The sequence below is a fragment of the Paraburkholderia sp. Ac-20347 genome (genome assembly GCF_017104805.1).
In the GTDB taxonomy this organism is placed as follows: Bacteria; Pseudomonadota; Gammaproteobacteria; order Burkholderiales; family Burkholderiaceae; genus Paraburkholderia; species Paraburkholderia tropica.
On record NZ_JAAGPN010000071.1, the window covers coordinates 1 to 21903 of the forward strand.

Consider the following 21903-nt stretch of genomic DNA (forward strand, 5'->3'; position numbering starts at 1 on the left):
TCCCAGTTCCGAGGCGAGCTTGAGCGCGCCGAGCGTGCGTTCGCGGATCGCGTCGGGCAGGCGCTGCAGCTTCGGCGTTTCGACGTAGACGGCAATCCAGTCGGCCTTGAGACTCGCGGCGAGGCGCGCCGCCGCGCGCACCAGCGCGGGCGCTTCCGGCCCCGGCCCGACGCACACGAGCAGCCGCTCGCGCGCCTGCCAGACGTGCTGGATCGAGCGGTCGGCGCGGTACTCGTGCATCTGCGCATCGACGCGGTCGGCCGTGCGGCGCAGCGCCAGTTCGCGCAGCGCGATCAGATTGCCCTTGCGAAAAAAGTTGCGCACCGCGCGTTCGGCCTGCGCGGGCAGATACACCTTGCCGTCGCGCATGCGGTCGAGCAGTTCCTCGGCGGGGAGGTCGACCAGCGTGACTTCGTCGGCGCCGTCGAACACGCGGTCGGGCACCGTCTCCCAGACGCGGATGCCAGTGATCTGCCCCACCACGTCGTTGAGGCTTTCGAGGTGCTGCACGTTGACGGTCGTATAGACGTCGATGCCCGCGTCGAGCAGCTCGTAGACGTCCTGCCAGCGCTTCAGATGGCGCGCGCCCGGCACGTTCGAATGCGCGAGCTCGTCGACCAGCACGAGTTGCGGCTTGCGCGCGAGCGCGGCGTCGAGATCGAATTCGTCGAGCATGCGGCCGCGATACGCGAGGCGCTGGCGCGGCATCACGTCGAGGCCACTGGTGAGCGCGGCGGTTTCGCTGCGCCCATGCGTTTCGACGATGCCGACCACCACGTCCACGCCTTCGTCGGCGCGGCGTCGCGCGGCTTGCAGCATCGCGTAAGTCTTGCCGACGCCCGCCGACGCGCCGAAGAAAATCTTCAGCTTGCCGCGGCGGCGTTTTTCTTCATCGCGTTGCAGCCGGTCGAGGAGTTCGTCGGGATCGGGACGGTTCATGCGGATTTCGCGTTATGTGTTTCGCGTGTTTTGCGCAGTGGGGTGATTCGCACCCGGTGCGGGTCGGCAAGCGCCGGAACGCCATCGCCGATCGTCTCACCGTGGCGCCGAAATGGCAAACCGCACGCCGCGCGAAAGGCGGCGTGCGGTGCCCATCCAGCCTGCGAGGCTGACCCGTTCAGCGGATTCAGCTCACTTCCTTGCCGTCGAGCGCGAGGTTCAGCTCCAGCACGTTCACGCGCGGCTCGCCGAGCACGCCGAACTGGCGGCCCTTGGTGTAGCGGTCCACGAGCGCCTGCACGTCGCCGGCGCTCAAATGGCGCGCCTTCGCCACGCGCGCGACCTGATACGTGGCGGCCGCCGGCGAGATCTCCGGATCGAGACCGCTCGCCGACGAGGTCACGAGATCGGCGGGAATCGGCTGCGAGACGTCGGTGCCCGCAGCCTTGAGCGCGTCGATGCGGCCTTTGACTTCATCGGCGAGCGCCGGGTTGGTCGGGCCCAGGTTCGAACCGCCGGAACCCTGCGCGTTGTACGGCATCGGCGAAGTGGCCGAGAGGCGGCCCCAGAAATACTGGGGCGCGTCGAACTGCTGGCCGATCAGCTCGCTGCCGACCACCTTGCCGTCGACTTCGACGAGGCTGCCGTTGACCTGGCGGTGGAACACGGTCTGCCCGAACGCGGTCATCACGGCCGGATAGACGAGCCCGGTGATCGCCGTGAGCACGGCGAAGATCACGATCAGAGGACGAAACTGCGATTTCATTTTGGCTTCCTGTTCAATTGCAAAGCGCATTTGCAAGGCGCACCTCAAACCCAGCCGAACGCCGCGAGCACCATGTCGATCAGCTTGATGCCGACGAACGGCACCAGAATCCCACCGAGCCCGTAGACCAGCAGATTGCGGCGCAGCAGGATCGCCGCGCCGAGCGGCCGGTACTTCACGCCTTTAAGCGCGAGCGGAATCAGCAGCACGATGATCAGCGCGTTGAAGATCACCGCCGAGAGAATCGCGGACGCCGGCGTCGCGAGATGCATCACGTTGAGCGCGTTCAGTTGCGGATACGTGGTGGCGAACGCCGCCGGAATGATCGCGAAGTACTTGGCGACGTCGTTGGCGATCGAGAAGGTCGTGAGCGAGCCGCGCGTCATCAGCATCTGCTTGCCGATCTCGACGATCTCGATGAGCTTGGTCGGATTCGAATCCAGATCGACCATGTTGCCCGCTTCCTTCGCGGCCTGCGTGCCGGTGTTCATCGCCACGGCGACGTCGGCCTGCGCGAGCGCCGGCGCGTCGTTGGTGCCGTCGCCGGTCATCGCCACGAGCTTGCCTTGCGCCTGATGCTCGCGAATCGTCGCCAGCTTGGTTTCCGGCGTGGCTTGCGCGAGGAAGTCGTCCACGCCCGCTTCGGCGGCGATCGCGGCGGCAGTCAGGCGGTTGTCGCCCGTCACCATCACGGTCTTGATGCCCATCTTGCGCAGCTCGGCGAAGCGCTCCTTGATGCCGCCCTTCACCACGTCCTTCAACTCGATCACGCCCAGCACGCGCGCGTCGTCGCCGTGACGCTCGGCCACGACGAGCGGCGTGCTGCCGCGCCGCGCGACTTCATCCACGGCCGTGTTCACTTCCGACGGGAAGCGGCCGCCGTGCTGCTCGACATAGCTCTTCACCGCGTCGGCGGCGCCCTTGCGGATCTCGCGGCCCGGCAGGTCCACGCCGCTCATGCGCGTCTGCGCGCTGAACGCGAGGAACACGGCCTGGAGCGCGTGCATGTCGCGCTGGCGAATGTTGAAGCGCTGCTTCGCGAGCACGACGATGCTGCGGCCCTCGGGCGTTTCGTCGGCGAGCGAGGCCAGTTGCGCGGCGTCCGCGAGCGCTTCTTCGTTCACGCCCGGCGCGGCCACGAAAGCCGACGCCTGACGGTTGCCGAGCGTGATCGTGCCGGTCTTGTCGAGCAGCAGCACGTCGACGTCGCCGGCCGCTTCCACGGCGCGGCCCGAAGTGGCGATCACGTTGGCCTGCATCATGCGGCTCATGCCCGCCACGCCGATCGCCGAGAGCAACCCGCCGATGGTCGTCGGAATCAGGCAGACGAGCAGCGCGGTCAGCGCCGTGATCGTCACCACGTGGCCCATCTTCGCGGCTTCGACCGAGAACATCGAGAACGGCAGCAGCGTCGCGGTGGCGAGCAGCAGCACGAGCGTCAGCGCAACCAGCAGGATCGTCAGCGCGATTTCGTTCGGCGTTTTCTGGCGCTTCGCGCCTTCGACCATCGCGATCATGCGGTCGAGAAAGGCCTCGCCCGGATTCGCCGTGACGCGCACGACGATCCAGTCGGACAGCACGCGCGTGCCGCCCGTGACCGACGAAAAGTCGCCGCCCGACTCGCGGATCACCGGCGCGGATTCGCCCGTGATCGCCGATTCGTCGACCGAGGCCACGCCTTCGATCACCTCGCCGTCGGCGGGAATCGTGTCGCCGGTTTCGACCAGCACCACGTCGCCCTTGCGCAGATCGGTGGCGGTCGTGATGCGGATCGGCGCCTTCGGATGCGGCTCGTTGAGCTTCTTCGCCATCACGTCGCGCTTGGCCTGACGCAGCGAGGCGGCCTGCGCCTTCGAGCGCCCTTCGGCGAGCGCTTCGGCGAAGTTCGCGAACAGCACCGTGAACCAGAGCCACAGCGCGACCGCGAGAATGAAGCCCGCGGGCGCTTCGGCCTGCCCCATCAGCGCCGCGATCCAGAGGATCGTCGTGAGCACGCTGCCCACGTAGACGCAGAACATCACCGGGTTGCGCAACTGGGTGCGCGGATTGAGTTTCCTGAACGAGTCCACGATGGCCGGACGCACCAGCGCCGGATCGAACATGGACCGTGTTGCACTATGTTGTGTCATTTCGAAAGATCCCCGTTCAATGCACGCCGAGCATGATCAGATGCTCGACACCCGGACCGAGCGCGAGCGCCGGCACGTAGGTGAGCGCGCCCACCAGCAGCACGCAGCCGAGCAGCAGCACGACGAACAGCGGGCCATGCGTGGGCAGCGTGCCGCCCGTCACGGCGATGCGTTTCTTGCTTGCGAGCGAACCCGCGATCGCCAGCACCGGCACGATGGTGCCGAAGCGGCCGAACCACATCGCAATGCCGAGCAGCCAGTTGTAGAACGGCGTGCTGACGGTCAGGCCCGCGAACGCGCTGCCGTTGTTGTTCGCGGCGGAGCTGAACGCGTAGAGGATTTCGGAGAAACCGTGCGCGCCCGGATTGGCGATGCCGGCCTTGCCCGCGTCGGTGAGCACGGCGATCGAGGTGCCGAGCAGCACCAGCATCGGCGTGAGCAGAATCACGATCGACACCATCTTCATCTCGAACGATTCGATCTTCTTGCCCACGTATTCGGGCGTGCGGCCGATCATCAGGCCCGCCACGAACACCGCGAGCAATGCGAACACGAGCATGCCGTAGAGGCCCGAGCCCACGCCGCCGAAAATCACTTCGCCGAGTTGAATGAAGAGCATCGGCACGAGGCCGCCGATCGGCGTGAGCGAATCGTGCATCGCGTTGACCGCGCCGCACGACGCCGCCGTGGTGGTCACGACGAAGATGCCCGTCTGCGCGATGCCGAAGCGCGTTTCCTTGCCTTCCATGTTGCCGCCGGCCTGCAGCGCGCTCGCATGCTGATCGACGTTGAGCGACGTGAACATCGGGTTGCCGCTTTGTTCCGCAGACAATTCGACGCCCACCGCCACGGCGAACGCGATCGTCATCACCGCGAGCACCGCCACGCCCTGCCGGCGGTCGCCGACCATGTTGCCGAACACGAGACAGAGCGCGGCCGGAATGATCAGGATCGCCAACATTTCGACGAAGTTCGAGAACGGCGTCGGGTTTTCGTACGGATGCGCGGAATTGGCGTTGAAGAAGCCGCCGCCGTTGGTGCCGAGCATCTTGATCGCTTCCTGCGAGGCGACCGGACCCATCGCGAGCGTCTGCGTCGTCACTTTGGTATCGACGGTGATGGCGTTGCCCTTCGCGTCCTTGACCGGATTGCCCTGCGCGTCGAGCTTCGGCGCGGCGTAGGTCGTGGTTTGCAGCGTCGGCACGTCCTGATACGACTTGAAGTTCTGGATCATGCCCTGGCTCATCAGCAGCGCCGTGACGAGCGCCGCCATCGGCACGAGGATGTAGAGCGTCGTGCGCGTGAGGTCGACCCAGAAGTTGCCGATGGTCTGCGCCGAATGGCGCGCGAAACCGCGAATCAGCGCGACCACCACGACGATGCCGGTGGCCGCCGAAAGGAAGTTCTGCACCGTGAGACCGAGCATCTGCGTGAGATAGCTCACGGTCTGTTCGGGCGAATAGTCCTGCCAGTTCGTGTTGGTGACGAAGCTGACCGCCGTGTTGAACGCGCCGTCCACGGTCATCGCGCCGAAGGTCTGCGGATTGCCCGGCAGCCAGCCTTGAACGCGCAGCAGCAGATAGAGGAAACCCACGCCCAGCACGTTGAACGAGATGGTGGCGAACGCGTAGCGCTTCCAGTTCATCTCGGCGTCGACATCCACGCCCGCGAGGCGATAGAGCAGATTCTCCACCGGCGCGAACAGGCGCACGACGCGCGAACGGCCGTCGAGCACGCGCGTGATATAGCCCGCGACGGGTACCGCGAGCGCCAGCAGCACGGCGATGAACAGCCCGGTTTGCAGCAGATTGTTGGTGTTCATTCGATGTCCTCCGCGCGCAGCAGCGCATGGACGAGATAGACGAACAGCAACAGCGTCGCCGCCCCCGACAACCAGAAAATCCAGGTCATGAGCGCACTCCCTTCACACCCTGATCGGCGCGGCGATACTGCATGAGCTTCTCGCAGCCGGCGATCAACGCATAAGTGAGCGCGGCGAAGACCGCCAGCCCCCCGATATACAGCACATCCATTGTCGTGTTCTCCATTGATGGATGGCGGTAAGGTAAGGTTTATCGCGTTAAATCCGGATCAAAGCTTGGGGCGTGCGTATAAAAAACGCGTAAACGCGGACGGCATCGGTATGCGCATGCGCGCGCGCCGCCTTGTCGGACAAGGCGCGGCGTCGCGTGAAAGCAATCGGGCGGAAAGTAAAAGACAAACAAAAAGGCGCGCATGGCTGGCATGCGCGCCTTTTTTATCGGCTGAAAACGCCGTTTGCGGAGCCGCGTGTTTACGGCAGCAGGATCGTCGAACCCGTGGTGCGGCGCGCTTCGAGATCGGTGTGCGCCTGGCCCACGTCCTGGAGCGCGTAACGCTGATTGATCGACGTCTTCACCTTGCCCGACGCGACCACCTCGAACAGCTCGGCGGCCATCGCTTCGTAGTCGGCGCGTTTGGCGATGTAGGTGAACAAGGTCGGGCGCGTGAAGAACAGCGAACCGCGTCCCGCGAACTCCGACGAATCGATCGGCGGCAGCGGCCCCGACGCATTGCCGAAGCTCACGAACATGCCCAGCGGCGCGAGGCAGTCGAGCGACTTCGTGTACGTGTCCTTGCCGATCGAGTCGTACACCACGGGCACGCCCGCGCCGTTCGTGATCTCGCGCACGCGCGCCGTGAAGTCCTCGCGCGTGTAGACGATCGGGTGATCGCAGCCGTGCGCCTTCGCGATCTCGGCCTTTTCGTCCGAGCCCACGGTGCCGATCACGGTCGCGCCCAGCGCCTTCGCCCACTGGCAGACGATCAGGCCCACGCCGCCCGCCGCCGCCGAAATCAGGATCGTGTCGCCGGCCTTCACGCGATAGGTGCGGCGCAGCAGATATTGCGCGGTCAGGCCTTGCAGCATGAGCGAGGCGGCCTGCTCGTCGCTGATCGAATCGGGCACGCGGATCACCTGGTCGGCGCGCAGCACGCGCTCCTGCGCATACGCGCCCGGCGGACGCGCGACGTAGGCGATGCGCTCGCCCACCTTCACGCTCGTCACGCCCGCGCCCACCGCCGTCACCTCGCCGGCCGCTTCCATGCCCAGACCCGCGGGCAGCGCCTGCGGATAGAGACCGGTGCGGAAATACACGTCGATGTAATTCAGACCGCAGGCGGTCTGCTTCACGCGGATCTCGCCCTCGCCCGGCTCGCCCACTTCGACGTCCACCCACTTCATGACGTCGGGGCCGCCGGTCTTGTCGTATCGGATTGCCTTGCTCATCTCATGTCTCCTTGAGTCGTGCGAATGCCTGCAAAAGTCGGAGTCAATCTGTCCCGTTGCGACGCAATGCGGCTTACGCCACGTCCTTCATGCGCTGCGTGAGCACGTCGAGAATCATGCGCGCCGTCGAGATGTTGGTCGCGCACGGCACGTCGTGCACGTCGCAGGCGCGCACGAGTGCGTTGATGTCGGGTTCGTGCGGCTGCGGGGTCATCGGATCGCGCAGGAAAATCACCACGTCGACCTTGCCCTCGGCCAGTTGCGCGCCGATCTGCAAATCGCCGCCGTGCGGGCCGGACAGCATGCGCTCGACGTTCAGCCCGTGCGCCGCCTCGATGCGCCCGCCGGTCGTGCCCGTGGCGAGCAGCGCGCAGCGGCGCAACGTGTCGACGTATTCGCCGGTCAGCCGGACGATGTCGTCCTTTTTATGGTCGTGCGCGATCAGCGCGACGCGGGTGGGCATGGCCTTCTGCTCCTTGGGTGTGTCGGGTGTCGATGAAAGAATCGCGGCGTGCCGGCCGGATGACCGGACGCCGTCGTGCGCACTATGCCCGCTCAGAAGGTGCCCGGATAGGCGCCGCCGTCGATGAGCCAGTTCTGTCCGGTGATATAGCCCGCGTGCACGCTGCACAGGAACGCGCAGGCGCGGCCGAATTCGTCGGGCGTGCCGAAGCGGCCGACCGGAATCGACTTCACGCGGCGCGCGCGCACTTCGTCGAGCGAGAGATTCTGCTTCTGCGCCTGGGCGACGATGGTCGAGCGGATGCGGTCGGTGTCGAACGCGCCCGGCAGCAGGTTGTTGATCGTCACGCCCGTGCTCGCGACCTGGCGCGCGACGCCCGCGACGAAGCCCGTGAGGCCCGAGCGCGCACCGTTCGACAGGCCCAGCACGTCGATCGGCGCCTTCACCGACGAACTCGTGATGTTGACGATGCGCCCGAAACCGCGCGCGGTCATGCCGTCGATGGTCGCCTGGATCAGCGCGATCGGCGTGAGCATGTTGCCTTCGAGCGCGGCGATCCATTGTTCGTGCGTGAAGCTGCGGAAATCGCCCGGCGGCGGACCGCCCGCGTTGTTCACGAGGATGTCCGGCGACGGGCACGCGGCCAGCGCGGCGGCGCGGCCCGCTTCGGTGGTGATGTCGCAGGCCACGGCCTTGACCTCGACGCCGGTCGCGGCGCGGATCTGCGCGGCGGTTTCCTCGAGCGTCTGTTCCGTGCGCGCGACGATCGTCACGTTCACGCCCTCGGCGGCGAGCGCCTCGGCGCAGCCGCGCCCCAGTCCCTTGCTTGCGGCGCACACCAGCGCGCTGCGTCCTGCGATGCCCATGTCCATCTTCTTGCGTCCTCTTTCTGTGCCTGCGTGAACCTGCATGAACGGTCCGTGACGGCGGCGTGACGATCCGGCGGTCCGGCGACCCGGTGATCCGGCTCCTACGTCCGCGTCCGATTTTTGCGATTCTAGAAGAATCGCGCCGCACGCGTGGGACGCCGCTGCCGATCCTGGTCGATCCCCACGCCGATCCGCACGCCGATCCCACGCCACGGTCGCGTCGTTCCCGCGCCGTTCCCGTATACTTGAGTCCGTCACGCGGACCGGCCCGTTTTCAGGCCCCGTCCAGCGCCCCCGATATCTCTTGCAGCCTTGTGCGCCCCGTCATGAAACAGGACAGCCGTTTTCCGAATCTCTTCATCCTCAATCACCCGCTGATCCAGCACAAGCTCACCCACATGCGCGACAAGGACACGTCCACGCGCACGTTCCGCGAGCTGCTGCGCGAGATCACGCTGCTGATGGGCTATGAAATCACGCGCGACCTGCCGGTCGCGTCGCGCCGCGTGCAAACGCCGCTCGTCGAAGTCGACGCCCCGGTGATCGCCGGCAAGAAGCTCGCCATCGTGCCGGTGCTGCGCGCGGGCGTGGGCATGTCCGACGGCCTGCTCGAACTGGTGCCGTCGGCGCGCGTGGGCCATATCGGCGTCTATCGCGCGGACGACCACCGTCCGGTCGAATACCTCGTGCGCCTGCCCGATCTGGAAGACCGCACCTTCATCCTCTGCGATCCGATGGTCGCCACGGGCTACTCGGCGGCGCACGCCATCGACGTGCTCAAGCGCCGCGGCGTGCCCGGCGATCGCATTCTGTTCCTCGCGCTGGTGGCCGCGCCCGAAGGCGTCGAGGTGTTCCAGAAGGCGCACCCGGACGTGAAGCTCTACGTGGCTTCGCTCGATTCGCACCTCGACAGCCACGCGTACATCATCCCGGGTCTCGGCGACGCCGGCGACCGCCTGTTCGGCACCAAGAACTAAGACGGGCCGGGCGCGGGCGCGCGGTCGTCGCGCCCGCCTTTGCCGCGCGTTTTACACCGCCCCTCCTCCGCGCCGCCCGCTCGCGCCCCGTTTTCCTCGCTGCTCCGTTCCGCGTTGGCCGTCCACACGAAACGTCCGGCCACACGCGGACAACCCCGCGACCATCCGACCCGAACCCGCACGCCGCGCGCAATCGCAGCGACGGGGCGAAGCCGACGGGTCCCGGCGTGATAAAATTCAGATCCACCTGACGGTCGCGGCGGTCCGAAGCACGGCCGGTCCCGCGCGCGGCGCAACCCGCCCGGAACCGCTGCAAGGCCGATGCGCCCGGGCGCGCGCACCGGAAACCGGTCCCGCACGCGTGCGCCGTACACGCCGGACGCCTCGAATGCGTTGAACCATTCGCGTGCGCCGGGCGTTTCGGCCGCATGCAGCGACCGGCAACGATCGGGAAGGATCGGCGCCTGAGCGGCAGCCACCCAGGGCGGACAAGACACTCAAGGGCACACCGGCCTCGCCGCTCGACAGCGCGCGAGCGCGTCCGGCAATCGTATTGAGCACGGTATTGAGCACTGCGGCATCGACACTGCAGCAACGACAACTGCACTAGCACCATGCACGCGCGGAGCGTGCGACGGAGAAAGGTATGGCGGGTCATTCGAAATGGGCCAACATCAAACACAAGAAAGCTGCGGCTGACGCCAAGCGCGGCAAGGTCTGGACACGGCTCATCAAGGAAATCCAGGTGGCGGCGCGCATGGGCGGGGGCGAAATCGACTCGAACCCGCGTCTGCGTCTGGCCGTCGACAAGGCCTATGACGCCAACATGCCCAAGGACAACATCAACCGCGCGATCCAGCGCGGCGTGGGCGGCGTCGATGGCGCGAACTACGAAGAAATCCGCTACGAAGGCTACGGCATCGGCGGCGCGGCGGTCATCGTCGACACCATGACCGACAACCGCACCCGCACGGTCGCGGAAGTGCGCCACGCGTTCTCGAAGTTCGGCGGCAACATGGGCACGGACGGCTCGGTGTCGTTCATGTTCGATCACATCGGCCAGTTCGTGTTCGCGCCGGGCACGCCCGAAGACAAGCTGATGGACGCCGCGCTCGAAGCGGGCGCCGACGACGTCGTGACGAACGAAGACGGCAGCATCGAAGTGGTCTGCCCGCCGAACGACTTCCAGAAGGTCAAGGACGCGCTGGAAGCCGCGGGCTTCAAGGCCGAAGTGGCCGAAGTCACGATGAAGCCGCAGACCGAAGTCGAGTTCACCGGCGACGACGCCGTGAAGATGCAGAAGCTGCTCGACGCGCTCGAAAACCTGGACGACGTCCAGGAGGTGTACACCAACGCGTCGATCGCCGACGAATAACGGCATCGGCGCGGGCGCGGGCAGCCCCGCGCCCGCACGCGAATTCCACGGCTGGCGCAGGTCGCGCCAGCCGCAACTGTTTCTGGTTCTGGTCTTTCGGGGATTTACATGAAGTTACTCGTCGTCGGTTCTGGCGGCCGCGAACATGCGCTGGCGTGGAAACTCGCCCAGTCGCCGCGCGTGCAGCTCGTCTACGTCGCACCGGGCAACGGCGGCACCGCGCAGGACGAGCGGCTCGCCAATGTCGACATCACGGACATCAACGAGCTTGCCGATTTCGCCGAGCGCGAACAGGTGGCGCTCACCGTGGTCGGCCCGGAAGCACCGCTCGCCGCGGGCATCGTCAACGTCTTCCGCTCGCGCGGTCTGAAGGTCTTCGGCCCGAGCAAGGAAGCCGCGCAGCTCGAAAGCTCGAAGGACTTCGCCAAGGCGTTCATGAAGCGCCACAACATCCCGACCGCCGCCTACGAGACCTTCGCCGACGCGACGGCCGCGCACGCCTACGTCGATCAGCAGGGCGCGCCCATCGTCATCAAGGCCGACGGCCTCGCCGCGGGCAAGGGCGTGGTCGTGGCGATGTCGCTGGAAGAAGCGCATCAGGCGATCGATTCGATGCTCGCCGATAACAAGCTCGGCGACGCTGGCGCGCGCGTCGTGATCGAGGAATTCCTCGCGGGCGAGGAAGCGAGCTTCATCGTGATGGTCGACGGCAAGCACGTGCTGGCGCTGGCGTCGAGCCAGGACCACAAGCGTCTGCAGGACGGCGACCAGGGTCCGAACACGGGCGGCATGGGCGCCTACTCGCCCGCGCCCATCGTCACGCCGCAGCTGCACGCGCGCGTGATGCGCGAAATCATCCTGCCGACCGTGGCGGGCATGGAGAAGGAAGGCATCCGCTACACGGGCTTCCTGTACGCCGGTCTGATGATTGACGCGCAGGGCAACCCGAAGACGCTCGAATTCAACTGCCGCATGGGCGATCCGGAAACGCAGCCGATCATGGCGCGCCTGAAGGGCGACTTCTCGAAGGTCGTCGAGCACGCCATCGCCGGCACGCTCAACCAGGTCGAGCTGGAATGGGACCGCCGCACCGCGCTGGGCGTGGTGCTGGCCGCGTACAACTACCCGGAAACGCCGCGCAAGGGCGATCGCATCAGCGAAATTCCGGCGGAAACTGATGACTCGGTCACCTTCCACGCGGGCACGCAGCTCGTCGACGGCAAGCTGGTGACGGCGGGCGGCCGGGTGCTGTGCGTGGTCGGCCTCGCCGACTCGGTGCGCAGCGCGCAGAACGTGGCCTACGAAACCGTGAACCGCATCTCGTTCGACGGCATGCAGTATCGCCACGACATCGGCTATCGCGCAGCCGGGCGCAAGCAGTAAGACAGCGGCACGCGGCGCGCGGACCACGGTGTGCGCGCCGCCTGTCGACACAGCATCTCGACGACGGGCGCCATGCGGCGCCCGCGCGTCATCTGGCCCCTTCGTCCGACCGCCTGTCCGCGCAGGCTCGAAACCAGGCCGATGCGGCGCTACACTGCCGCTGGGTGACACATAGTGGCGTTCGGAACGCCGTCCCGACCTCCGCACAAACCGGCACAAGCCGGCGCGGCACCGTTCGGCCCGAGGCCGACAACCCCTTCAGCACCGATGAACGAACCGATTCAGACTGGCCAGACCGGCGCCACGCCCGATAGCGCGGCAGTACGCGCCTGGCTCGCGGGCCTGCAGACGCAGATCGCCGACACGCTCGGCGCTTTCGACGGCACGCCCTTCGCGACCGACGCCTGGCAGCGCGCGCCCGGCGAAAAGCTGCGCGGCGGCGGCTGCACGCGCATCCTCGAAAACGGCCAGTTCTTCGAGCGCGGCGGCATCGGCTTTTCGGACGTGCAGGGCGACGCCCTGCCGCCCTCGGCCACGGCGGCGCGCTCGCAACTCGCCGGACGCGGTTTCGAGGCGATGGGCGTCTCGCTCGTGCTGCATCCGCGCAATCCGTACTGCCCGACCGTGCACATGAACGTGCGCCTGCTGATGGCGACCAAGCCCGGCGAAGCGCCCGTGTTCTGGTTCGGCGGCGGCATGGATCTGACACCGTATTACGGCTTCGAGGAAGACGCGCAGCATTTCCACCGCGTCTGCCGCGACGCGCTCGCGCCCTACGGCGCGGAGCTGTATCCGCGCTTCAAGCAATGGTGCGACGAGTACTTCTTCCTCAAGCATCGCAACGAAGCGCGCGGCGTGGGCGGCATCTTCTTCGACGACTACGCCGAAGGCGGCTTCGAGCAGGCGTTCGCGATGCTCAAGAGCGTCGGCGAAGGCTTCCTGAAGGCGTATGTGCCGATCATCGAAAAACGCCGCGCCCTGCCGTACGGCGAGGCCGAGCGCGACTTCCAGGCGTACCGGCGCGGCCGCTACGTGGAATTCAACCTCGTCTGGGACCGCGGCACGCACTTCGGCCTGCAAAGCGGCGGCCGCACCGAATCGATCCTGATGTCGATGCCGCCGGGCGCAAGCTGGCGCTACGACTGGGAGCCGGAAGCGGGCACGCCGGAAGCGCGCCTCTACACCGACTTCCTGCCCGTGCGCGACTGGATCTGACACCGTGACGCAAGCGTTCATCGCCCCGGCTCACGCGCTCGCACGGCGCGTCGGCCTGCTCGGCGGCACTTTCGACCCGATCCACGAGGGCCATCTGGCGCTCGCGCGGCATTTCGCGCGCGTGCTCGGCCTGACGGAGCTGATCCTGCTGCCCGCCGGCCAGCCGTGGCAGAAGCCCGGCGTGACGCCCGCCGCGCACCGCCTCGCGATGACGCGCGCGGCCGCCGCCACGCTGGCGCTGCCGGGCGTGACGGTCACGGTCGACACCGACGAGATCGAGCACGACGGTCCGACCTACACGGTCGAAACGCTGCGCCGCTGGCGTGCGAAGTCCGACGCGAACGGACGACCCAACGCCGACGCCGCGCTCACCATGCTGATGGGCGCGGATCAACTGCTGCATCTGGATTCGTGGCACGAATGGCGCGAGCTGTTCGCGCTCGCACATCTGGGCGTGGCGAGCCGCCCCGGTTTCGATTTTGCGGCGCTGCCCGCCGCCGTCGCCGCCGAAGCGGCCGCGCGGCGCGCCGATGCAGCCACGCTCGCGAGCACGCCGAACGGTCATCTGCTGATCGACGACACGCTCGCACTCGATGTCTCGGCGACCGAAATCCGGCGCGATATCGCCGCCTGCGTGGCGGCACGGCAACGCGCCGGCGACATCGCCGAAAAAATTCCCGCGCCAGTGTGGGACTATATTCTTCAACATCATTTGTACAGGCACCACGGGTAAATATGGACATCCGCAAACTTCAGCGCACCATCGTCGACGCTCTCGAAGACGTCAAGGCACAGGACATCCGCGTCTTCAACACGAGCCATCTGACCGAGCTGTTCGATCGCGTGGTCGTGGCGAGCGGCACGTCGAACCGTCAGACCAAGGCACTCGCTTCGAGCGTGCGCGAAAAGGTCAAGGAAGCCGGCGGCGACATCGTCAGCACGGAAGGCGAAGAGACCGGCGAATGGGTGCTCGTGGATTGCGGCGACGCGATCGTCCACATCCTGCAACCGGCGCTGCGCCAGTACTACAACCTCGAAGAAATCTGGGGCGACAAGCCGGTGCGTCTGAAGCTCGCGGAAAACACGGGCTTCGCGGGCGCGCGTCCGAGCGAACCGATGGACGAGGAAGACGAAGTCGACGCACCGGTCGCCGCGAAGAAGACCGCGCGCAAGACGCCGGTGCGCAAGAGCGCGAAGTAAGCGCGCGCGTCGCATTGCGCACGTCGAGTTACGCACGATGAAACTGCATATCGTCGCCGTCGGCCACAAGATGCCGGACTGGATCGCCGAGGGCTTCGAGGAATACACGAAGCGCATGCCGCCCGAGCTGCGCATCGAGTTGCGCGAGGTCAAGCCCGAGCAGCGCTCGTCGGGCCGCTCCGCCGAAAGCGTGATGGCCGCCGAGCGCACGCGCATCGAGGCGGCGCTGCCGAAGAACGCGCGCCTTGTCGCGCTCGACGAACGCGGCAAGGACTGGACCACGATGCAGCTCGCCCAGGCGCTGCCCGGCTGGCAGCAGGACGGCCGCGACGTGGCCTTTCTGATCGGCGGCGCGGACGGGCTCGATCCGCAGCTCAAGGCGCGCGCCGACACGCTGCTGCGCCTGTCCTCCCTCACCCTGCCGCACGCGATGGTGCGCGTGCTGCTCGCCGAGCAGCTTTACCGCGCGTGGACCATCACGCAGAATCACCCCTATCATCGCGTTTGATATCCGTTTGAAGCTGGATTGATGTCCGCTCGAGCGCCCGCCACGATGACCGCCTTCGGCCATCGTCGCAGGCTCGAAGTGGCGTCGATGCGGCTTCGCTACAGCCTCAAAGCGGCCGGCGCGTGCCGCCGTGCGCGCATCATGCCGGACGCATCGACGCCGCTCCCACCCGAACTCCGCCCGTGAAGACGCCCCGATGACCACCACTGCGACTTATCCGTTCGTCTATCTCGCCTCGCAGAGCCCACGCCGCCAGGAGCTGCTGCAACAGCTCGGCGTGCGTTTCGAACTCCTGCTGCCGCGTCCCGACGAAGACGCCGAAGCGCTCGAAGCCGTGCTGCCCGGCGAAAGCGCCGCCGTCTACGTCGAGCGCGTGTGCGCCGCGAAAGCCGACGCCGCGCGCGCCCGGCTCGTGGCGGGCGCGCATGCGCATGCGCCGATCCTGACCGCCGACACGACCGTGAGCATCGACGGCCACATCCTCGGTAAGCCGCACGACGCCGCCGAAGCCTTCGCGATGCTCGAACGCCTCGCGGGCCGCGAGCACGAAGTGCTCACCGCCGTGGCCGTGGTCAATGCGGAAGGCGTGTGCCTGCCGGTCGCGGTCTCGCGTTCGCACGTGCGTTTCGCCGCCGCCCTGCCCGCCGCGATCGCCCACTATGTGGCGAGCGGCGAGCCGTTCGGCAAGGCCGGCGCGTACGGCATTCAGGGCCGCGCGGCCGAGTTCATCGAGCGAATCGACGGGTCCTATTCGGGTATCATGGGTTTGCCTCTGTTCGAAACGGCCGCTCTCCTGCGCGCCGCGAGCATCGACTTCTAAACAACAATCATGAACGAAGAAATCCTGATCAACATTACGCCACAGGAGACGCGCGTCGCGCTGGTCCAGCAGGGCGCAGTACAGGAGCTTCACGTCGAGCGCACGCTGTCGCGCGGGCGCGTCGGCAATGTGTATCTCGGCAAGGTCGTGCGCGTGCTGCCCGGCATGCAGTCGGCTTTTATCGACATCGGTCTGGAGCGTGCCGCGTTTCTGCACGTCGCCGACATCTGGCATCCGCGCATCGCCGGCGAAACGCATTCGAGCGCGCATCATCAGCCGATCGAAAAGACCGTGTTCGAAGGCCAGACGCTGATGGTGCAGGTCGTGAAGGATCCGATCGGCACCAAGGGCGCGCGCCTGTCCACGCAGGTCAGCATCGCGGGCCGCACGCTCGTCTATCTGCCGCAGGAGCCGCATATCGGCATCTCGCAGAAGATCGAAAGCGAAGCCGAACGGGAAGCCGTGCGCGCGCGCCTCACGGCCGTGCTGCCCGCCGACGAGAAAGGCGGCTACATCGTGCGCACGATCGCCGAAGACGCGACCAGCGAAGAACTCGCCGCGGACGTCGCCTATCTGCGCAAGACGTGGGCGACCATCATCGCGCAGGGGCAGCGCCTGCCCGCGACGAGCCTGCTCTATCAGGACCTGAACCTCGGCCAGCGCGTGCTGCGCGATTTCGTCAATGACGAGACCACGCGCATCCAGGTGGATTCGCGCGAGACCTTCCAGAAGCTCAGCGAATTCGCGGGCGAGTTCACGCCTGCCGTGCTGCCGAAGCTGCATCACTACACCGGCGAGCGTCCGCTGTTCGACCTCTACAACATCGAGGCCGAAATCCAGCGCGCGCTGTCGCGCCGCGTCGACCTGAAGTCGGGCGGCTACCTCGTGATCGACCAGACCGAGGCGATGACGACGATCGACGTGAACACGGGCGGCTACGTGGGCGCGCGCAACTTCGACGACACGATCTTCAAGACCAATCTCGAAGCGGCGCACACGATCGCGCGGCAACTGCGTCTGCGCAATCTGGGCGGCGTGATCATCATCGACTTCATCGACATGGAGAACCTCGAGCATCGCGATCAGGTGCTCGGCGAACTCAAGAAGGCGCTCGCGCGCGACCGCACGCGCGTGACCGTGAACGGTTTCTCGCAGCTCGGTCTCGTGGAAATGACGCGCAAGCGCACGCGCGAATCGCTCGCGCACGTGCTCTGCGAGCCGTGCCCGACGTGTCTCGGCAAAGGTCAGGTGAAAACCTCGCGCACGGTCTGTTACGACGTGCTGCGCGAAATCCTGCGCGAGTCGCGCCAGTTCAATCCGCGCGAATTCCGCGTGGTGGCGTCGCAGCAGGTGATCGATCTGTTCCTCGAGGAAGAGTCGCAGCATCTCGCGATGCTGATCGATTTCATCGGCAAGCCGGTGTCGTTGCAGGTGGAGTCGAATCTGAGTCAGGAACAGTATGACATCGTGCTGATGTAAGCCTTCGCCGCACGCAGGTCATCGCATCACCGGAGTACCGCAGTTGAATCACCAGCGCGTCACCCTTGCCCAGCTCGGCGAATTCGAAGAAGTCATCGACGTCCGCACGCCGCTCGAATTCGCCGAGGACCACATGCCGGGCGCGATCAACGCACCCGTGCTCAGCAACGAGGAGCGCGTGATCGTCGGCACGCTGTACAGGCAGTCGCCGTTCGACGCCACGCGTCTGGGTGCCGCGCTCGCCGCGCGCAACATCGCGCATCATCTCGACACCACGTTCGCCGACCGGCCGCGCAACTGGCGCCCGCTCATTTACTGCTGGCGCGGCGGCAAGCGCTCCGCTTCGATGACGGCCATGTTCAACATGATCGGCTGGCGCGCGCGGCAGCTCGAAGGCGGCTACAAGTCGTACCGGCATAGCGTGCTCGAGACGCTCGACGCCCTGCCCGCCCAATTCCGCTACCTCGTGCTCACCGGCCCGACCGGCAGCGGCAAGACGCGTCTGTTGCAGGCGCTAGGCCGGGCCGGCGCGCAGATTCTCGATCTGGAAGCGCTCGCGGCGCATCGCGGTTCGCTGCTCGGCGCGTTGCCCAGGCGCACGCAGCCTTCGCAGAAAAGGTTCGACACCACGCTCGCGCAGACGCTGCGCGGCTTCGACGCCGCACAGCCGGTGTTCGTCGAAGCGGAGAGCCGGCGCATCGGCGCGATCACGCTGCCGCTTTCGCTCGTCGATACCATGCACGGCGCGCCGTGCGTCGTCGTCGACGTGACGCACGAGGAGCGCGTGGCGCTGCTGCTCGAGGAATACGGGCATCTGCTCGACGAACGCGAGTACTTCAGGGAACAGTTGGTGAGGCTCACGCCGCTGCATGGGCGCGAGCGCATCGAATCGTGGTGCAGGCTGCTCGACGAGGACAACCGCCTGGCGTTGTCGGAAGCGCTCGTGACCGAACACTACGATCCGGCCTATGCGCGCAGCACGCGCAAGCATTTTCCGACGCTGGCGCGCTCGCCGCGCTTTGCCTTTCATCCGATGTCGGGGAATCCGCTCGACGAGGCGCATTCGTTGCTCGCGCAACTGCGCGGCGAAGACCTCATCGGCGAGATGCCGGGGCGCTAGCCTCGCGAAGATCGCGCCGGCCGCTCCCGGGGAAAAAGCGCCCGGGCACCCATCCGTGCCCGGGCTAAACCATCGGGTTGACCGACGGTGGAGGTTGCTTGCGATGCGGGCGGCGCCTTCACAGGGCGTGGGCGCCGAACCCGGATCGTCGCGTCAGCGTAGGCTGTGCCGCCCTCCTGCGGCGTGACGCGTATTCTGTGCTGCCTGACGACTGATGCTGCTTCGCTGGCGCTTAGCGCGAGTACATCGCGTTCCAGTCTTGCTGCGAAACGGTGGCTGCACGCACACCCGATTGCGACGCGTTCGCGACACCGCCGTAGGCGCTCTGGCCATTCAGCGCGGCAACCTTGGCTTCGGCGGCCTGGATGGCTTGCGGGTAGTGAGCCTGATCGCCGTCGCCGACGTGGTAACCGACTTGCTGGAGCTGGGCGAGCTCGGCGCGCACCTGGGCGCGGGTGACGGGGGCTTGCTGCGCAAACGAAGCAACGGGGACGACGAGAGCGGCGGCAACAGCAACGGCTTGAATCAGGGACTTCATGATACGACCTCCAGTTTGGACTAGACGGCCGACGTGCGACGGTATGTGCATGCGACCGATGTACACATCCTAGTCCTCTAGAAGACCAGGGTTAACCCCGGTCCCATCAGAAGACCCTTCCAGAATCAGGAAATATCGCGGGAAGCCCCGTCAGACGGGCGATGGCGCGACGCGACACGCAGTCGCGCCGCGCCCGGACACGCAACTATCGCGTGGAAACGATGTCCGTTGCGAGGGTGAGCAGCGCGTCCACGTGCGCGGGGACGCTGGCGTCGTAGAGGATGGCGTCGCTCGGGGTCGCATCGAGTCGCGGCGCGCGCGCGGCGACGGCCGACTCGATGATGCGGCGCAGTCCGGCAGCGTCGCCGGGCGCGAAAAGCTGCTTGGCGGATTCGGCGATGGCGTCGGCGCAACCGATGTTCGTCGAGAAGATCACCGGCGTGCCGCACATCACCGACTCGATGCCGACCAGCCCGAACGGCTCGTAGTTCGAGGCGAGGATCGAATAGTCGGCGGCGCGATAGGCGTTTTCGAGATCCTTCACGTAGCCGATGTAGCGCACGCGCGCGCTCGTGCGCTCCGGCGGCCGCCCCGCCACTGCCACCACGATGGGCAGATCGAGCGCCTCGACCACCGACTGGATCAACGGCAAACCCTTGCGCGTATGGCTGCTCGACGGAAACAGCAGGACCGTTTCGTTGTCCGCGAAACCGTATTGCTTGCGCAGCGCGGCGCGCGTGGCGGCGTCCACCGGCGAGAAACGCTCGCCGTCGACCGGCGGGCAAAGCACGCGGATCTTGCTGTCGTCGACGCCGTAGAGCTCGCGCAGTTCGTCGCGCATCAGTTCGGAGTGCGCGACTACAACGCGCGATTGCGCGTATTGACGGCTCTCGAGCGCGATCTGACGACGATCGGAGGCGCGCAGCGGCCGGCCGGTCGCACGCAGAAAACCGCGGTGCGTGCCGCCGCAAATGGCGATTTCCGACGAATCGACCCGGTTACAGCCGATCAGCACGTCCACGCGCGCGCGGAGGCGCAGCGCGGCGAGCCGCCACGAGAACCAGGCGTCGCGCAGCTTGCCCGGCAACAAGGAGACGTTGATGCGATGCCGCTCGACGAGCGCGCATTCGGGCACCGAGACATCGAACTTGCGCGCGAAGAACGCGGGCCGCATGCCGCGCGCGGCGAGACCGCGCACGAGATCCATCGCATAGCGTTCGAGACCGCCACTGTGCTTGAGCGCGTTGCTGGAAATTCCGACCTTCATGACCCGTCCGACGTGATTTTTTGTGCAATCTGGTGCCGCCGATTATATAGCGGGCGCTTCGCGGCCTACCGGAGTGCAGGGGCTTTCCCCGATCTGCGTAGCCAAAAGTGCCTCCGGTATAATCGACCGGCTTTTTGGGCATCACGTGTCCATCCCTGGGCGTGCCGGGCGCGAGGTCACTCGGGCGCGGCCATAGCGACATAACAATCGACTGCCCGACCGATTTGCGCCGGCCGCCATGAATCACGATACGACGACATACCCACGCCGCCTGGCTCCAATCGCTTCCCTGCTTCTCCTGCTCGCACCGGCCGTCAATCTGGTCTGGCGCGGCGGAACGGGTTACGGCTTCTTCCTGCTGCTCGCCTTTTCGCTCTACAGCGCCTGGGCCTGGCGTCGCGACCGCAGCTACTTCGCCCCGTGGCGCGAATACGGCTGGTACACCGCCGCCATGATCGTGCCGCTGTGCGTCGTCATCGCGCAGCAAGCCCTGTTCGGCTACTGGGCGCCGCATCAGTTCGACCCGCTCTCGCGCTTCGCGCTCGCGCTGCCGCTCTTCCTGCTGCTGTGCCGCCTGCCTTCGCGCCATCTCACGGTGGTCGGCTGGGGCTGTGCGCTCGGCGCGCTCGCCGCGAGCGCATGGATCATCGTCGATCGTCCTGCGGGCGGCTGGAACGTCGCGGATCGCCTCACGAACTCGTACACCAACGCCATCCCGTTCGGCGATACCGCCCTGCTGCTCGCCTTCCTCGCCGTGTTCACGTTCGGCTGGGACACGAAGGCGCGCCCGCTCGCCCTGGTCGTGAAACTCGCGGCCCTCGTCGCGGGCGGCTTCGCGTCCTACTTCTCGGGCACGCGCGGCGGCTGGATCGCGATTCCCGTCTTCGTGCTGCTGCTCGGCGTGCAGTACGGCTGGTTCTCGCACTGGAAACGCGTGCTCATCACCGTCGTGCTGCTGGCCGCCGCCGCGGGCGTGCTGCTGTCGACCGGCAACATCCGCCAGCGCGTGGCCGAAGCCGGCTCGGACGTCACCTTGATGCAGCACGGCGACAAGGACACCTCGGTCGGTCTGCGCCTGCAGTTGTGGAGCGCGTCGATCACGCTGTTCGAACGCCATCCGTTCTATGGCGTGGGCAAAGGCCATCTGGAACGCGCGCTCGGCGACCTCGCGCAGCATGGCGAAGCCAGCTCGCAGATCGTCAACGAACGCGCGCACAGCGACTTCTTCTCGGCCATCGCGGAAATGGGCGCGATGGGCGTGGCGACGCTGCTGCTGTTCTATTTCGGCACCTCGGTTCACTTCTGGCGCGCGCGCCGCTCGGACGACGCCGTGATCCGCACGGCGGCCTGCGGCGGTCTCGCGATTTCGTTCAGCACGATCCTGTTCGGGCTGACGATCGACGTGCTGGTGCCCATTCAGGTGACCGTGCTGGTCTCGCTGCTCACCGCCACGTTCCTCGCGATCATCGTGTCGCGTCGACGCGAACTCGCATCAGACGCAGCGCGCGTTTGATGCGCTGAACGTGCTCTGAGCGTGCGCCACTTGCGCGCACGCCGTCGCTCCGTTGCAGCCGCAACGGAACCGCG

21 protein-coding genes and 1 pseudogene are annotated in these 21903 nt (G+C 66.7%); 11 read left to right on the forward strand and 11 right to left on the reverse strand.

What is annotated here, in order from left to right; translation table 11 throughout:
* From G3N97_RS15920 to G3N97_RS15960, 9 genes and pseudogenes are all read right to left on the reverse strand, one after another.
* Positions 1-939 (reverse strand): annotated as a pseudogene (locus tag G3N97_RS15920) (two-component system sensor histidine kinase KdbD); the annotation flags it as partial.
* Between the two features lie 187 nt (positions 940-1126).
* Positions 1127-1705, reverse strand: coding sequence for a potassium-transporting ATPase subunit KdpC (kdpC, locus tag G3N97_RS15925; RefSeq protein WP_205994104.1), 579 nt, complete (start codon positions 1703-1705; stop codon positions 1127-1129).
* 44 nt (positions 1706-1749) lie between these two features.
* Positions 1750-3834, reverse strand: a complete 2085-nt coding sequence (gene kdpB, locus G3N97_RS15930; RefSeq protein ID WP_205994105.1) for a potassium-transporting ATPase subunit KdpB — start codon at positions 3832-3834, stop codon at positions 1750-1752.
* 16 nt (positions 3835-3850) lie between these two features.
* Positions 3851-5656: a potassium-transporting ATPase subunit KdpA gene (gene kdpA, locus G3N97_RS15935; RefSeq protein ID WP_205994106.1), complete on the reverse strand. Its 1806-nt coding sequence runs from the start codon at positions 5654-5656 to the stop codon at positions 3851-3853.
* Positions 5653-5745, reverse strand: a complete 93-nt coding sequence (kdpF, locus tag G3N97_RS15940) for a K(+)-transporting ATPase subunit F (RefSeq protein WP_027819619.1) — start codon at positions 5743-5745, stop codon at positions 5653-5655. The genes kdpA and kdpF overlap by 4 nt, the downstream gene beginning before the upstream one ends.
* Complete coding sequence (locus tag G3N97_RS15945; protein WP_205994107.1) at positions 5742-5867, reverse strand: potassium ABC transporter ATPase; 126 nt, start codon at positions 5865-5867, stop codon at positions 5742-5744. Before G3N97_RS15945 ends, kdpF begins: the two co-directional genes overlap by 4 nt.
* Positions 5868-6127: 260 nt before the next feature.
* A complete protein-coding gene (locus G3N97_RS15950; protein ID WP_065064500.1) occupies positions 6128-7102 on the reverse strand; it encodes a quinone oxidoreductase in 975 nt (324 codons plus the stop codon).
* Positions 7103-7175: 73 nt separating this feature from the next.
* Positions 7176-7565, reverse strand: a complete 390-nt coding sequence (locus G3N97_RS15955; protein WP_205994108.1) for a methylglyoxal synthase — start codon at positions 7563-7565, stop codon at positions 7176-7178.
* Between the two features lie 92 nt (positions 7566-7657).
* On the reverse strand, positions 7658-8437 hold the full coding sequence (locus G3N97_RS15960; RefSeq protein WP_065064496.1) for an SDR family oxidoreductase: 780 nt from the start codon (positions 8435-8437) through the stop codon (positions 7658-7660).
* Between the two features lie 323 nt (positions 8438-8760).
* Between G3N97_RS15960 and upp the strand changes: the two genes are divergently transcribed.
* From upp to mnmH, 10 genes are all read left to right on the forward strand, one after another.
* The gene (gene upp / locus G3N97_RS15965) at positions 8761-9411 is read left to right on the forward strand and encodes a uracil phosphoribosyltransferase (protein ID WP_065064494.1); all 651 of its coding nucleotides are present in this window, start codon (positions 8761-8763) and stop codon (positions 9409-9411) included.
* A gap of 646 nt (positions 9412-10057) precedes the next feature.
* Positions 10058-10786 (forward strand): YebC/PmpR family DNA-binding transcriptional regulator, encoded by a 729-nt coding sequence (locus G3N97_RS15970; RefSeq protein ID WP_065064492.1) that lies wholly within the window; start codon positions 10058-10060, stop codon positions 10784-10786.
* Positions 10787-10894: 108 nt separating this feature from the next.
* The gene (purD, locus tag G3N97_RS15975) at positions 10895-12169 is read left to right on the forward strand and encodes a phosphoribosylamine--glycine ligase (RefSeq protein WP_205994109.1); all 1275 of its coding nucleotides are present in this window, start codon (positions 10895-10897) and stop codon (positions 12167-12169) included.
* Positions 12170-12436: 267 nt separating this feature from the next.
* Positions 12437-13384: an oxygen-dependent coproporphyrinogen oxidase gene (gene hemF, locus G3N97_RS15980; protein WP_074984784.1), complete on the forward strand. Its 948-nt coding sequence runs from the start codon at positions 12437-12439 to the stop codon at positions 13382-13384.
* 4 nt (positions 13385-13388) lie between these two features.
* On the forward strand, positions 13389-14117 hold the full coding sequence (locus G3N97_RS15985) for a nicotinate-nucleotide adenylyltransferase (RefSeq protein ID WP_205994110.1): 729 nt from the start codon (positions 13389-13391) through the stop codon (positions 14115-14117).
* A gap of 2 nt (positions 14118-14119) precedes the next feature.
* A complete protein-coding gene (gene rsfS / locus G3N97_RS15990) occupies positions 14120-14584 on the forward strand; it encodes a ribosome silencing factor (RefSeq protein ID WP_205994111.1) in 465 nt (154 codons plus the stop codon).
* Between the two features lie 37 nt (positions 14585-14621).
* The gene (gene rlmH, locus G3N97_RS15995) at positions 14622-15092 is read left to right on the forward strand and encodes a 23S rRNA (pseudouridine(1915)-N(3))-methyltransferase RlmH (RefSeq protein WP_065064482.1); all 471 of its coding nucleotides are present in this window, start codon (positions 14622-14624) and stop codon (positions 15090-15092) included.
* Between the two features lie 196 nt (positions 15093-15288).
* Entirely contained in the window at positions 15289-15912 is a 624-nt protein-coding gene (locus G3N97_RS16000; protein ID WP_065064634.1) for a Maf family protein, read from the forward strand.
* Positions 15913-15921: 9 nt separating this feature from the next.
* On the forward strand, positions 15922-17391 hold the full coding sequence (gene rng, locus G3N97_RS16005; protein WP_183038684.1) for a ribonuclease G: 1470 nt from the start codon (positions 15922-15924) through the stop codon (positions 17389-17391).
* Between the two features lie 43 nt (positions 17392-17434).
* Positions 17435-18511, forward strand: coding sequence for a tRNA 2-selenouridine(34) synthase MnmH (gene mnmH / locus G3N97_RS16010; protein ID WP_205994112.1), 1077 nt, complete (start codon positions 17435-17437; stop codon positions 18509-18511).
* A gap of 232 nt (positions 18512-18743) precedes the next feature.
* Here mnmH and G3N97_RS16015 read toward each other — a convergent pair whose 3' ends face one another.
* Positions 18744-19049 (reverse strand): DUF4148 domain-containing protein, encoded by a 306-nt coding sequence (locus G3N97_RS16015; protein ID WP_065064476.1) that lies wholly within the window; start codon positions 19047-19049, stop codon positions 18744-18746.
* 205 nt (positions 19050-19254) lie between these two features.
* Complete coding sequence (locus G3N97_RS16020) at positions 19255-20316, reverse strand: glycosyltransferase family 4 protein (protein WP_205994113.1); 1062 nt, start codon at positions 20314-20316, stop codon at positions 19255-19257.
* Positions 20317-20554: 238 nt separating this feature from the next.
* Here G3N97_RS16020 and G3N97_RS16025 point away from each other — a divergent pair, with 238 nt between their 5' ends.
* Positions 20555-21829 carry an O-antigen ligase family protein gene (locus G3N97_RS16025; RefSeq protein ID WP_205994114.1) on the forward strand — a complete coding sequence of 425 codons (1275 nt, stop codon included), beginning with the start codon at positions 20555-20557 and terminating at the stop codon, positions 21827-21829.
* Positions 21830-21903: the final 74 nt, after the last annotated feature.

What these genes read in the sequence shown, in the direction of transcription:
- G3N97_RS16000 (WP_065064634.1), top strand. Translation starts at nt 15,289, where the DNA reads ATGACCACCACTGCGACTTATCCGTTCGTCTATCTCGCCTCGCAGAGC.
- G3N97_RS15960 (WP_065064496.1), bottom strand. Translation starts at nt 8,437, where the DNA reads ATGGACATGGGCATCGCAGGACGCAGCGCGCTGGTGTGCGCCGCAAGC.
- G3N97_RS16025 (WP_205994114.1), top strand. Translation starts at nt 20,555, where the DNA reads ATGAATCACGATACGACGACATACCCACGCCGCCTGGCTCCAATCGCT.
- G3N97_RS15945 (WP_205994107.1), bottom strand. Translation starts at nt 5,867, where the DNA reads ATGGATGTGCTGTATATCGGGGGGCTGGCGGTCTTCGCCGCGCTCACT.
- kdpB (WP_205994105.1), bottom strand. Translation starts at nt 3,834, where the DNA reads ATGACACAACATAGTGCAACACGGTCCATGTTCGATCCGGCGCTGGTG.
- rsfS (WP_205994111.1), top strand. Translation starts at nt 14,120, where the DNA reads ATGGACATCCGCAAACTTCAGCGCACCATCGTCGACGCTCTCGAAGAC.
- rng (WP_183038684.1), top strand. Translation starts at nt 15,922, where the DNA reads ATGAACGAAGAAATCCTGATCAACATTACGCCACAGGAGACGCGCGTC.
- upp (WP_065064494.1), top strand. Translation starts at nt 8,761, where the DNA reads ATGAAACAGGACAGCCGTTTTCCGAATCTCTTCATCCTCAATCACCCG.
- G3N97_RS16015 (WP_065064476.1), bottom strand. Translation starts at nt 19,049, where the DNA reads ATGAAGTCCCTGATTCAAGCCGTTGCTGTTGCCGCCGCTCTCGTCGTC.
- G3N97_RS15950 (WP_065064500.1), bottom strand. Translation starts at nt 7,102, where the DNA reads ATGAGCAAGGCAATCCGATACGACAAGACCGGCGGCCCCGACGTCATG.
- G3N97_RS15955 (WP_205994108.1), bottom strand. Translation starts at nt 7,565, where the DNA reads ATGCCCACCCGCGTCGCGCTGATCGCGCACGACCATAAAAAGGACGAC.
- hemF (WP_074984784.1), top strand. Translation starts at nt 12,437, where the DNA reads ATGAACGAACCGATTCAGACTGGCCAGACCGGCGCCACGCCCGATAGC.
- purD (WP_205994109.1), top strand. Translation starts at nt 10,895, where the DNA reads ATGAAGTTACTCGTCGTCGGTTCTGGCGGCCGCGAACATGCGCTGGCG.
- rlmH (WP_065064482.1), top strand. Translation starts at nt 14,622, where the DNA reads ATGAAACTGCATATCGTCGCCGTCGGCCACAAGATGCCGGACTGGATC.
- G3N97_RS15970 (WP_065064492.1), top strand. Translation starts at nt 10,058, where the DNA reads ATGGCGGGTCATTCGAAATGGGCCAACATCAAACACAAGAAAGCTGCG.
- kdpF (WP_027819619.1), bottom strand. Translation starts at nt 5,745, where the DNA reads ATGACCTGGATTTTCTGGTTGTCGGGGGCGGCGACGCTGTTGCTGTTC.
- kdpA (WP_205994106.1), bottom strand. Translation starts at nt 5,656, where the DNA reads ATGAACACCAACAATCTGCTGCAAACCGGGCTGTTCATCGCCGTGCTG.
- G3N97_RS16020 (WP_205994113.1), bottom strand. Translation starts at nt 20,316, where the DNA reads ATGAAGGTCGGAATTTCCAGCAACGCGCTCAAGCACAGTGGCGGTCTC.
- kdpC (WP_205994104.1), bottom strand. Translation starts at nt 1,705, where the DNA reads ATGAAATCGCAGTTTCGTCCTCTGATCGTGATCTTCGCCGTGCTCACG.